At 62.0% G+C, this 12,530-nt stretch carries 11 protein-coding genes; 1 reads left to right on the plus strand and 10 read right to left on the minus strand.

The features are described 5' to 3' along the window. Nucleotides 1-430 precede the first annotated feature (430 nt). The gene (locus AQ996_RS10155) at nt 431-859 is read left to right on the plus strand and encodes a transposase (protein ID WP_262348764.1); all 429 of its coding nucleotides are present in this window, start codon (nt 431-433) and stop codon (nt 857-859) included. 356 nt (nt 860-1,215) lie between these two features. On the opposite strand, the gene AQ996_RS09005 is transcribed toward AQ996_RS10155, so the two are convergent. The 10 genes from AQ996_RS09005 to AQ996_RS09045 all read right to left on the minus strand — a co-directional run bounded on the left by AQ996_RS09005 (nt 1,216) and on the right by AQ996_RS09045 (nt 12,432). After that, nucleotides 1,216-1,419 (minus strand): type II toxin-antitoxin system RelB/DinJ family antitoxin, encoded by a 204-nt coding sequence (locus AQ996_RS09005; protein WP_055252556.1) that lies wholly within the window; start codon nt 1,417-1,419, stop codon nt 1,216-1,218. Nucleotides 1,420-1,634: 215 nt separating this feature from the next. Continuing rightward, on the minus strand, nt 1,635-3,011 hold the full coding sequence (locus AQ996_RS09010; RefSeq protein ID WP_148315930.1) for an ATP-binding cassette domain-containing protein: 1,377 nt from the start codon (nt 3,009-3,011) through the stop codon (nt 1,635-1,637). 3 nt (nt 3,012-3,014) lie between these two features. Continuing rightward, nucleotides 3,015-4,070 (minus strand): ABC transporter substrate-binding protein, encoded by a 1,056-nt coding sequence (locus AQ996_RS09015; protein ID WP_055252558.1) that lies wholly within the window; start codon nt 4,068-4,070, stop codon nt 3,015-3,017. Between the two features lie 2 nt (nt 4,071-4,072). Then, nucleotides 4,073-5,884 (minus strand): [FeFe] hydrogenase, group A, encoded by a 1,812-nt coding sequence (locus AQ996_RS09020; RefSeq protein ID WP_253274634.1) that lies wholly within the window; start codon nt 5,882-5,884, stop codon nt 4,073-4,075. Next, on the minus strand, nt 5,878-7,152 hold the full coding sequence (locus AQ996_RS09025) for an FAD-dependent oxidoreductase (RefSeq protein WP_253274635.1): 1,275 nt from the start codon (nt 7,150-7,152) through the stop codon (nt 5,878-5,880). Before AQ996_RS09025 ends, AQ996_RS09020 begins: the two co-directional genes overlap by 7 nt. Beyond that, a complete protein-coding gene (locus AQ996_RS10160; RefSeq protein ID WP_253274636.1) occupies nt 7,116-7,709 on the minus strand; it encodes an NADH-ubiquinone oxidoreductase-F iron-sulfur binding region domain-containing protein in 594 nt (197 codons plus the stop codon). The genes AQ996_RS09025 and AQ996_RS10160 overlap by 37 nt, the downstream gene beginning before the upstream one ends. Nucleotides 7,710-7,965: 256 nt before the next feature. Next, nucleotides 7,966-9,348: a 6-phospho-alpha-glucosidase gene (locus tag AQ996_RS09030; protein ID WP_055252559.1), complete on the minus strand. Its 1,383-nt coding sequence runs from the start codon at nt 9,346-9,348 to the stop codon at nt 7,966-7,968. Between the two features lie 3 nt (nt 9,349-9,351). After that, on the minus strand, nt 9,352-10,968 hold the full coding sequence (locus AQ996_RS09035; RefSeq protein ID WP_055252560.1) for a PTS transporter subunit EIIC: 1,617 nt from the start codon (nt 10,966-10,968) through the stop codon (nt 9,352-9,354). A gap of 99 nt (nt 10,969-11,067) precedes the next feature. Further along, nucleotides 11,068-11,922, minus strand: coding sequence for a PRD domain-containing protein (locus tag AQ996_RS09040; RefSeq protein ID WP_070097167.1), 855 nt, complete (start codon nt 11,920-11,922; stop codon nt 11,068-11,070). 18 nt (nt 11,923-11,940) lie between these two features. After that, on the minus strand, nt 11,941-12,432 hold the full coding sequence (locus tag AQ996_RS09045) for a PTS sugar transporter subunit IIA (RefSeq protein WP_055252561.1): 492 nt from the start codon (nt 12,430-12,432) through the stop codon (nt 11,941-11,943). Between the last annotated feature and the right edge of the window lie 98 nt (nt 12,433-12,530).

Raw genomic sequence — 12,530 nt, forward strand, 5'->3', positions numbered from 1 at the left:
GAGGGACGGACCCGTCAAGGCGTGACCGGAATCGGTGAAAATACGTTAGCGCAAGCGGTGAAGCCGCCTTTGCGCGAACGGCGCGTTTGATTGGTGAAACTGGTGAAAATTAGATTGACGCTAACACCTGACCAGGGCGCTCGAGGACGCGAGGGACGACCTCTCGCGCTCGAAGCAGCGGCTCTCCAAGTTCCTGCTCAGGCACGGGCTCGCCTTCGACGAGAGGACGCCCACCGGCCGCAGGAAGGGCAACTGGACCCGGGCGCACTGGTCCTGGATCGAGTCGATTAGGTTCGCGGAGGGGGCCGACAACGACGCGCTCGCCTACTACGTCGACGCGGTCAGGCGGGCGGCGGAGGAGAAGGCGCGGCTCGAGGGGCTCGTCGAGGCCGAGGCCCGCAAGCCCAGGTGGAGGAGGAGGGTCGACTCCCTGCGCTGCCTCAAGGGCGTCGACACCGCGACGGCCGCCGACCTCGTGTTCGAGGCCGGCGAGTTCTCGAGGTTCGGGAACGCCCGGTCGTTCGCCGCATGGGTCGGCCTGACGCCCTCCGAGCACTCCAGCGGGGAGAGCGACCGCAGGGGCGCGATCACCAAGGCAGGCAACAAGCACCTGAGGAAGGCGCTGGTCGAGGCCGCGTGGCACTACCTGACGTGCTCGGGGCGGCCGAAGGACCTCGCCAAGGGCCAGGCCCCGGACCGGGTCGCCCGCAGGCATGCCGCCAAGGGCGTGCGGAGGCTGGTCGAGAGGCGGGAGGCGCTGCTCGCGCGCGGGGTCCACGGCAACAAGGCGAACGTGGCCACGGCGCGCGAGCTCGCCTGCTGGGTGTGGGCGGTCGGCCTCATGGCCGAGGAGGCGTAGGGGGCCGGTCCCCCGCACATAAGCCGATCACCCCGGAAGCGGTTCGATCCGAAGCCGTTGAGGCGAACCTCAGGTCCCTTTTCTGCGAGCGCCCAGGGCGCCACACGCGTGCACAGACTGTCGGTTCGACGTAGAAGCCTCAGCCGTAGCAACGGATTGCCCAGCGAGAGATCGCCGCGGGCGGATATTAAACTGCAAAGACGAGCGTCGGTAAGACACGCCGAGGTCGCCGCGGACGGGTTGATATAGGGAGAGGGCCTGACCCCATATCGTTGGGGCCAGGCCCGATTTTGCCTCTTGACAATGTCCTGCTCATATTAAAAGGAACGTCCCCAAGTGCCGGCAGTTTGGGACAGTCATTGTTGATGAGAATCGGGCGCAGCGCCAAAGGCCCCGTTGGGCGAAATGTCGAACGGAAAGGTGCCGCAGCGATTGAAGGCGGCGATAAACATGCGGATGGCGTTGGACGGCGTAGTGCCCACGAGCTGGGTTGCCGCCGCGAAGGCCGCCTTTTCCTCGGGCAAGACCTTCGCGACAACCGGGGTCATGTGTTCTGCCATGGCGCTTCCTTTTTGAAACGACGGTGGTGCGGATGGATGCGGGCCACGCGGCTGGGCGACGGGCTGTGAAGGCAACCCGATTGGCCCGCATCTGGAGTTTGTTCTACGGCGTTGGTATTACTTGGTATTCCTAAGTATTACCCCACAGATAGAATACCATACCCGACCCCATGGGGACGGAGAAAAAACGGATCAATTTGTTGCTGAGTAAGTCTTTAGAGCGTGATGATGTCCGAGATATTGAGGGCCCGAGCGTCAGCGGAATCGTGCGTGGCAAGCAACAGCATACGGCCGTCGAGCAAGTCGAGCACGACCTCGGTGCATGCGTCGCGCGCAGCGATGTCTAGACCGGTAAAGGGCTCGTCTAGAATCACTGCGCCGCCCGGACACAGCAGGGCTCGGGCAATCTCGACGCGACGGCGCTGCCCGCCCGAGAGCTCGGCCACGCGGGCATGCACATCGATCCCCGGTACCAGCAGGCGCAACAAGGCAGCGGCACTCGAGGCATTCACGCGTGCATCGGCGCACACCAGCACGTTATCCAAAGCAGAGGCGTCCTCGACCAGGCGCACGTCCTGAAACACCATGGAGCACGGTGCGCACTCCCCCGCCACCAGCGCAAGCAACGTCGACTTGCCCACGCCCGAAGCGCCCATCACACAGGTGCGTCCACCGGCGGGCACATGAAGCACCAGTCCGTCGAGCGCCGGCGACCAGGGCGCCCGGTCGCCCACGGCAAGCGCAAGCTCCGCTGCAGCACCATCGCTCGCAGCCCCTGTACGCCCGCGCAGTCCATGCCCATGTGCCCGCACGGCCGCGCGCCACGCCACGGGTCCCGAAACCCGCAGCAGCCACACCAGCACGCGCTCACACGCCCACGAGGCGGCAACGACCAGCACGGTCCACGCCAGCAGATCAGCCGTCTCGATGAGCAGCTTCGCCTGATAGATGCGTTCGCCCACGGTGTCCGTCGCCATGCCGATGAGCTCCGCCGCCACGCCAGCCTTCCAGCTCATGCCGATCACAGCGCGGGCGCACGAAAGCACAAACGGCAGGACTTCGCGCCAGGTGTGGGCACAAAACAGTCGCCAGCCCCGCACGCCATGCAGACGAAACACCTGCTCCAGCGGTTTATCCGCTTGCGTCAAACCCTCGACCAACGAAAAATACACGCCCGGAAGTGCCATCAAAAAGACCGCCGCAATGCTCACGCGCGCCGACCCCAACCAAATGAGCAGCAGGACCACCACGCAGGCAACCGGTGTCGCCTTAACAAACGAAAGCGCCGGCGCCACCAAGCGGGCAAACGTCAGCGATCGCACCGAGACTCCCGCCAGTACGCCGCCGCACACCGCGGCAAGCGCCAGCCCGCCCAAGATTCGCGCACCCGAGCCTGCCAGAATCGCCCATGTGCCGGCATCGCATACCAGTCGCAGCAACGCCACCACGACGGCGCCCGGCCCCGGCAAAATCAACGGCTGCGCCACGAAACCCGCCATCAGCACCCACACGGCAAGCCAAAAGGCGGCAACGGCACCTGCTGCCGCCACCGCCTTCATACGCTCTGTCATTTGTCGAGCAAACGCACGCACGGGCTACTCCATGCAGTAGAAATCGTCAGCCGGGAGCTTGCCGCCCACGGCGCTCGCGTCCGCATCGGCCAGCACCTGCAGGTACCCACCGAGCGCCGCCTTCATATCCCTCCCCGTCTGGCACACGAGCATGCACCCGGGAATCGCCTTTTCGGCAATCGCGGCGTTATCCACGATACCCGCATCGACCACGGCCTGAGCCCAGTCCGCCGGCGCCGCGTTCACGGCCTCAACGCTCGCAGCATGGCAGCTCAGGAATTCCGCCACGGCCTCGGGATGCTCCTCGGCAAAGGCACGGCGCACCACGGTCACGCCCGTCAGCAGGCGCGAACCCGTGTCACCTGCCAGCTCATCCCACACATCGGTCAGACTTACCGGAGCCGACAGCTTGCCTTCGCTCTTTGCGATGGCAGCGGTCTTGAACGGCTCCGGCAGCACGCCCACGGCAGACGGATCGGCAAGCAACGCCGACAGCACCTCGGTGGGCTCGCTCTTAAACTCGAGCGTAACCTGGCCGGTCAGGCCCGCGCGCTCCAACAGGTAGTTCATGACGTACTCCGGCGTGGTGCCCTTGCCCGTCATATAGACAGTATGGCCCGCCAGATCGCCAAACGAGGCCACACTCGCGTCGCCCGTCACAACGTTCAGCACGCCCAGCGTGTTGATGTCGATGACCTGCACCGCACCCTCAGTCTTGTTGTAGAGCACGCTCGCCACGTTGGCGGGCACCAGGGCGATATCGATATCGCCCTGAATGACCTTGGGCACAATCTCGTCGGCGGCAGTGTTGATCGCAAAGTCGAACTCATTGTCCGTGGCACCGTCGGCCGCCTGGTCCATAAACTGCACCAGGCCAATCGACGTCGGCCCCTTGAGCGAGGCGACGTGTACCTCGACCGGCTCTGCGGCAGCACCGGCGCCGTCCGTGGCAGCCGAGCCCGCGGCGGACCCGACACCGGCAGCCCCGCCGCCACAGCCCGCGAGCGCAAGCGACAGGGTGCCCATGGCGAGCGCCGAGGCAAACCCCCGGCGCGACATCTCAACATCAAACGCGCGCATCGCTAGCACGTCCCCTCGTTAGGCATCGTCCATGCGTGATGATCGGTATGCAGCAATTCCTCGGCCAGCGGCGAGAGCGGCGCACCCAAGAACTCGCTATAGCACGCCTGGACATCGGGATTCTCATGCGAGAAGCGAATCTCGGCGTTCGCATCGAGGCCCCAGAGCACCTGGCCGCGCTCGGCCGCCAGCTCGCAGCCGTCGTGGATGGGCTGACCGCCGCCACCGACGCAGCCGCCCGGGCATGCCATAACCTCAACGAAGTCATAGCTCACACGGCCGTCGCGAATCGCGTCGAGCAGGCGGGCAGCGTTGCCCAGCCCGTGCGCCACGGCAACACGCACCTTAGTGCCATCGATATCGGCGACGGCTTCCTTCCAGCCGTCGAGTCCACGCACGTCGGTAAAGAAATCCGCATCGGGGTTCTTGCCCGTCACCAGGTAGTAAGCCGAGCGCACAGCAGCCTCCATCACACCGCCCGTGGCGCCAAAGATCACACCCGCGCCCGTGCCAAAGCCCAGCGGCGTGTCGAGCGGCTCCTCGACCAGCGTGTCCACGCCCACGTGGCTCGCGCGGATCATGCGCACCATCTCGCGCACCGTCAGCGCAACATCTACGTCGGGCGCGCCGCCCTCGCCCACCATGCTCGGCAGCGCGCACTCGGCCTTCTTGGCCGTGCACGGCATCACGGACACCACGAACAGGCGCTCTGGCTCCACGCTCAGCGCCTTGGCGTAGTAGGTCTTGGCAATAGCGCCGAACATCTGCTGCGGCGACTTGGACGTGGACAGGCTGTCGACAAACTCGGGGTAACGTGCCTTCACAAAGCGCACCCAGCCCGGGCAGCAGCTCGTAAACATGGGCCAGCCGCGGCTGTCGCCCTCACCCTTAGCGGCGGCGCCCAGGCGCTCGAGCAGCTCGGAGCCCTCCTCCATAATGGTGAGGTCGGCCGAGAAATCGGTATCGAACACGTACTCAAAGCCCACGCGGCGCAGCGCGCAAGCCAGGCGTTTGACGGTAGCCTCCTCGCGCGGAATGCCGAGTTCCTCGCCCCAGGCGCTGCGAACGGCAGGCGCGATCTGCACCAGCACGATCTTGTCGGGATTAGCGAGCGCGTCAAACACGGTCTCGGTGTCGTCGCGCTCGCGCAGCGCGCCCGTCGGGCAATGCGTGATGCACTGGCCGCACGCGACGCAATCGGTCTTGCCGATCGGCACGCGCCCGCGGGTGCCCACGGCGGTATGCGTGGCGCGGTTGGTCAGGTCCCAAATCCCTAGGCCCTGTACGCTCTCGCACACCTTGATGCAGCGCATGCATTTAATGCACTTGTCGTTTTCGCGGATGATGGGGAAATCGAAATCCCAGCCCTCGCCCGCCAAATGCCTTTGAAACGGCAGATAGAAAATGCCCAGGTCGTTGGCAATGGTCTGCAGGTTGCAGTTACCGCTGCGCACACAGCTCGTGCAGCGTGAATCGTGCTGCGAAAGCAGCAGCTGCACGTTGGTGCGGCGCGCCTCGCGGGCCTTGGGGCTGTTGGTGTGGACCACCATGCCATCGAGCACGTAGTTGTTGCAGGCGGCAACCAGCTGGTCGCAGCCCTCAACCTCGACCACGCACACGCGGCAGCCGCCGATCTCGTTTAGATCGCGCAGGTAGCACAGGGTGGGAATCTGGATGCCGACGGACTTGGCCGCGTCCAGGATCGTGGTGTGCTCGGGTACCACGACCTCGCAATTATCGATAGTGAGCTTGACCATGTTGTGCGCTCCGTTTTCGCTGTTGTCGCCGACGGTGGTTTTGTTGAGCTCTACCATTCCAGGTTCCTCCCTCCGCGGAACGCGCCAAAGCCAAAGTGGTCGCAGCGCAGGCAGCGGCTCGCCTCCTGGCGCGCCTCCTCCTCGGTGAGACCCTGCTCGACCAGATTCCAATCGTGAATGCGCTCGCCGGCCTCGCGCTCGCCCAGCTCGCAGCGGCCGCACTCGTGCTTGCCCTTAAACTGCACGGTCGGCAGCTCCACGTCGAGCTTGATCTTGTGGTCAAAGCCCAGGTAGCGGTCGATGTTTGCCGAAGCCACGCGGCCGGCGTTGATGGCACGGATGACGGTGGCGGGACCGGTCTGGCAGTCGCCGCCGCTAAAGAGGCCATCGAAGTTGGGCACGGCGCCGTCCGAATCGGTGACGACGCAACCCCACTTGCAGGCGATGCCCATGTCCTCAAACGGCTTGGAATCGATGTCCTGGCCAATGGCCACAAACACGCGCTCGCAGGGAATGACGCGCTCGGGCGTGGCTGCGGCACGCGGGGCCGGACGCCCACGGCGAGGCTCGCCGATAATCTGCGGTTGCACGCGCAGGCCGCTCACGCGACCATCTTCGCCCGTCTCGATGGCGAGCGGGGCCGTAAGCTCCAGAACCTCGCAACCCTCGGCCTGGGCGCCGGCGATTTCGGCGTCCTGAGCCGTCATATCGCAGATGCGACGGCGGTAGACGATGCTTACCTTTTCGGCGCCGCAGCGCACGGCAGAGCGCGCCACGTCCATGGCCACGTTGCCGCCGCCGATGACGCACACGCGCTGGCCGCTCAGGTCGGGCAGCTCGTCGTCTCCGATGGCGCGCAGCATCTTGACGGCCGACTCCACGCCGGGCGCCTCTTCACCCGGAAGGCCGAGCTTCTTGTCGCTATGGGCACCGATGGCCAGGTAGACGGCATCGAACTCGTCGCGCAGGCGAGCGAGCTCCTCGCCGTTCACGGAGTGATCGAGCTCAACGTCGATGCCGGCGCTCAAGATCCAGTCGATCTCGGCCTGCAGGCGCTCGCGCGGCAGACGATAGCTGGGGATGCCGTAGCGCAGCATGCCGCCCAAGTGGTGGCGCTGCTCAAAAATGGTCACCTTGTGGCCCATCACGGCCAGGTAGTAGGCACAGGAAAGGCCAGCCGGGCCGCCGCCGATCACGGAGACGCGCTTACCGGTGTTGTCCACTACATGCGGCTTGTGGTCGTTGAGGTCACTGTGCTCAACGGCAAAACGCTTGAGGGCGAGGATGTTCATGGGGTCGTCGACCATGCCACGGCGGCAATGCATCTCGCAGGGATGCTCGCACACCGGCCGCAAACGAGCGGCAGCGGGTTATTCTTGCGGATGACCTTGACGGCATCGGCATAGCGGCCGGCCTCGACGAGCGAAATGTAACCGGGAATGTCGACATGCGCCGGACAGCCCGAGACGCACGGGACGCGGGCCTCGCGGTCAAAGCCACAGGAGTGCTCGCGGATGTGGTGCTCAAAATCGTCACGGAAACCGCGGATAGCCGTAAGCGCCATGGCGCCGGCCTCGTAACCGATGGCGCAATCGCTCGAAAGATAGATGGTGCGGGCGGTGCGCTCGATCAGATTGAGCGTGGACTCGTCGGCGCGGCCCTCGAGCACATCGGCGAGCAGATCGCTCAGCGCGCTCAGGCCCACGCGGCAGGGCGTGCACTTGCCGCAGCTCTGGGTGGAGCACAGGTTGACGAGCGCTGCCGTAAACTCAACGGGACACGGGGCGAGCGAACTCACCGCCAGACGACGTCCGAGCGCATCGTGCAGGTCGTCCATGACGGCCTGAGCGTGGCTGCGTTCCATTACGTGCAGTCGAGCCATAAGATCCCCTCTCACATGGCAGCCCGGAGGCGAGGCCGGGCGAAATTGCTACACGCACAACACTGACCTAAAAAGTTGTGAGGTCTCCATACGGTTCGGCAGGCGGTATAAAATGTCACCCTCAGCGGTGAAATAGAACATTACCGCAGATAAATGCCATATTTGGTAAAACGCGTTACCAAATGACAATGCCCCGTCCACGCAATCACGTGGACGGGGCATTGCTCCAGGTATGCGGCCAGCGACCCTGTTGCTTTTACTTAAGCTCAGGCCAGTAACCCTTGTTGGCCTCGATCATGTCGTCGAGAACCTCCTTGGCGACCTTCATCGACGGCACGGTCTTGTTCAGCGTGAAGGCCTTGAGCGCCTTCTCGTACGAACCCTCGATCGTAGCCTCGACCACGAGCTTCTCCGAGTTCAGCTGCTGCATCATGAGGCCCTGCTGGAACAGCGGAATGTTGTCGCGGCTGATGACCTCGGGGCCGTTCTTGCCAATGTAGGCAGGCAGCTCGACCATAGCGTCGTAGGGCATGTTGGGGATAGCGCCCTTGTTCTCGCAAATGACCAGGAAGCGCTGCTTGGTATCGTTCTTCAGAGCGATGGCCAGGTCGGCAATCCAGTCGCCGTGGCTGCCCGCATAGAACGTGCTCTCGTCGATCTCGCCCGTCTTCTCGTAGTGATCGATGCCGTCGAAGAGGTTCTTCTCGCGCGTCTCCTCAACCTCATTCGCACGGGTGCGCTCGGGGTTGGAATGCTCGACGAACTCCTTCTGCTGCAGGTAGTAGTTCAGATACGTGTTAGGCAGGTACTCCGGGAAGCACTCCATGATCTCGTACTCGCCCTTCCAGACGTAGTACCAGCTGCCCTTGGTGTGGCGATTCTGCTCGGGGTGCTCGTCAGTGGCCTCCTCGGGCTTCTTTGCCATGAGCGAGCCCATGCCCTTGAGGTAGGAGTCGGGCAGCAGGATCTGATGCTCCTTGATGTACTCGCGCAGCTGCGGGAGCACCTCCTCGCCCTTGTGGCGGATCGAGGTGAACCAACCAAAGTGGTTGAGGCCAAAGTAATCGTACTCGACATCCTTCTTGTCGATATCGAGCGCGGCGCAAACCACGTCGATAATCGCGATCGGCATGTCGCAGATGTTGATGATACGAGCGTTGGGACGCAGCACACGGCAGCCCTCGGAGACGATAGCGGCAGGGTTGGAGTAGTTGAGAATCCAGTAATCCTTCTTAGCGTACTTCTCAACGTCATCGATTAGCTCGACCATGGGGAAGATGGTGCGCATGCCATAGGCAAGGCCGCCGCAACCGCAAGTCTCCTGGCCCACGCAGCCGTGACGCAGCGGAATCTTCTCGTCCTGCTCGCGCATGGCGTAGCCGCCCACGCGCATCTGGGCAAACACGAAGCTCGCGTCGGTAAAAGCCGTCTCCTTGTCGGTAGTCACCGTGAGCTTGATGTCCAGGCCAAGGTCCTCGTGCAAAATCCAGTCCACGAGCACGCCGATCTTGCGCTGGCGCTCCTCGTTGATGTCGTACAGACGAATCTCGTCAACGTCGAGCTCGTCCTTGCGCAGGGCGATGGACTTGACGATGCCGGGGGTAAAGGTGGATCCGCCGCCACACAGAGTAATGATCATTGTTTACTGCTCCTTCTCAATTGCGTTCTCGACCTTGTCGCGCATCTCGGCGACCTTCATGCCAAAGATGATCTGGATATTGTTGCCGTTGCGGTTGATACCGCTGTTGGGCACGTGGTTGATGAGGTTCTCATCGATGAGATCCGGGTTCTTAACGTTCACGCGAAGACGCGTAAAGCAGTTCTCGAGCTCCTCGATGTTGTCCTTGCCACCAAGACCCGCGACCAGGTCGGCAATACCTGCATCGACGCCCTCTGCGGGAGCCGCGGCAACAGCGCCCTGCTTCACCGCAACAGATGCGGCGGCCTCGCCCTCGGCAACGGACTCGGCGAGCTCGGACTCTTCCTCGCGACCAGGCGTGTGGAGGTTGAGCTTCTTAATAAGGAAGGTGAAGAGGAAGAAGTACAGAGCGGCGTTGACGACTCCGAGCACCAGCATAACCGGCCAGTTGGTCTTATCGACACCAAGAACCAGGTTGGAAACCACGATGTTGATGATGCCGCCTGCAGTCGAAGCGGGCACGGAGAGGACCTTGAGCAGAACCAGGAAGATGCCGGAAAGAACCGAGTGAACGACAAAGAGCACGGGAGCGGCAAAGACAAAGAGGAAGTCCATGGGCTCGGTCACGCAGGAGAGCACGGCGGTGATAATCAGCGGGATGATAACGGCTTTGGTCTTATCCTTGTTCCCCTTGTAAGCGGTGACGATAAAGGCGAGACCGATACCGATGTAGGGCCACAGGTTGTTGAAGGTATAGCTGTTGAAGTAGGTGCTATCGGAGAAGGGCTGGCCCGTCATTGCCATCTCGGCGACACGGATGGGATAGGCGCCGGCAATAACCTGATCACCCAGCGTCAGGGTGCCGCCCACATCGGAGAACTGGAACGGGGTGTAGATGAGGTGGTGCAGGCCGGTGGGAACGAGCAGCTTGTTGAGCATGCCGTAGATAAAGAGGCCGATGTTGCCCGACTCCTTAATGATGCCGGCAACGGAGGAGATGGCGCCCTGAACCGGAGGCCAAACGATGCAGAAGCCAGCGCCCATGATCCAGGAAATGATGATCATAATCAGGAACGGGAAGCGAACGCCCGAGAACATCGAAAGGGCAATGGGGAACTGCTTGTTCGAGTACTTGTTGAACACGGCACCGGTGATGCAACCGAGAATGATGCCGCCAAACACGCCGGTATCGAGTACCTGGATGCCCATAACGGTGGCCTGGCCGGTTCCGGTAAGACCGAGCATGCCGCTCGCATCGGCAAGAGAGCCGGTGGCGTTGAGCACGATGTTGTTAGCCTGCAGGAACAGGAAGAACGACATCAGGGCGATCAGCGAGGCATGGCCCTTGTTCTTCTTTGCCATGGCGCCGGCGATGCCCACGCAGAACAGAATCGAGAGGTTGTTGATGATAAACATCAGCGACTGGTAGACAACGGCGCCCACAAGCTGGAACGGACCGGAGCCCAGTACGGGGACCAAAGCGCAGATGGTCTTGTTGGTCAGAATAATGCCCACGATGAGCAGGATGCCGGCAACCGAGAGATACATCATCGGCTGGACGATCGACTTCGCGAACACCTCCAACGGCGCTTTGAAATTGAACTTCTTTTTTGCGGTCATAGCGGTACTCCCCTTCCTTTTCCGCAAATTAAGACAGATGTGCCCTAGACAAGACCGTGAGCCTTGCCTTATATCAATCGATGTGTGGGCACGTTATGCCTAGAGACCAGGTTCTCCAAGCAGGTTAACAATGTGATATGCGAGATAACTCTTCTCGGCATCGGTAACGACAACGTTATAGGTAGACGACAAGTGGGCGGCTATGGCGTCCGCGCACGAGAATGCACACGGATACGCCGTTTCATCGATTCGGAACAGCGCGTCTCCGTTGATTTGCCCGGCCGTAGGATCGAGCGCTCGCTGTGCGAAAAACTGCAGGTGACGAACGAAACGTTCGTAAGGCAGCGAGGTGTCATCGAGGGTCGTAGCATAGCGCTCGGAAACAATCGCGAGCACGTCGCGAACAAGCTGGACCGAAACAATCAAACGATCGGAGCGTTGCGGCATGGTGGCGTTGACGATATGCAGCGTAATGAAACCCTGCTCTTCTTCGCTCATCTGGATGCCCATATACTCCTTGATAATCTGCAGCGCACGGCCCGCAAGTGCATACTCCTTGCGATAGAACTGCTGGATCTCGAGCAGCAACGGATTCTCACAGGAGACGCCCTTGCGCTCGCGCTCCAAAGCAAGGCTGATATGGTCTGCGAGAGCAATGAGGATCTTATCGTTGATGTCGACATTGAGCTCTCGGCGAAGCATCTGAACGATGTCCTCGGAAATCACGAGGTTGACGGTGGGGATGGACTCTAAAAGATGTGCCAAGCGGTCGATCGTACGCGAATCCTGAGAAGTTCCCTCCTGCAACGCGTAGGTCTTTTCGACTGATGCCTCGTCGATGACATCGCCGGCATGACGGCCAAAGCAGAGGCCTCGACCGATGACGATGAGCTCGGAGCCATCGTCCGAAGTGACCATTGCGACGTTGTTGTTAAAAACTCGCTTGATAACCACGGTACCCACCACAAGAATTTACTCGGAAAGCCAGACGACAGGCTCTTTAACAGCAACAGGGCCGGAAGCATGCTCACGAAGAGTCGAGTTCTCCGAACGCTCGCACACGATAACGAAGACCGTGGGATCGAAGCCGGCAGCGCGAACCGCGTCGAAATCGACCTCGACGAGGGGCTGGCCCGCGTCGACATGGTCACCCTGGGCAACAAGCGCATGGAAGCCCTTGCCCTCAAGCTTAACAGTGTCGATTCCGATGTGCAGCATCACCTGAGCAGAGCTGTCGTCGGACATGATGCCCAGCGCGTGCTCAGTCGGAAACAGCGCCGCAACGGTACCGGAAACAGGAGCGCACACCGTTCCCTCTTGGGGAACCACGGCAACGCCATCGCCCACTGCACGACTGCTAAAAGCGGGGTCATTGGTATTTTCTAGATTAACAAGCTCGCCGGAAACAGGGGCGAGAATCTCGAACTCGGAAGTCGCAGTCGCCTGCTTGTCCAAGCCACCCATAGATCGCGTCGAAAATGTTGGTGTAAGGGTGACGCCCTAGCGTCCATTTAACGAAGAACGGCCTTCGTCCTAGAATCTGAAATCACCACAACAACAGG

Source organism: Collinsella aerofaciens, from assembly GCF_001404695.1.
GTDB classification, from domain to species: domain Bacteria; phylum Actinomycetota; class Coriobacteriia; order Coriobacteriales; family Coriobacteriaceae; genus Collinsella; species Collinsella aerofaciens_E.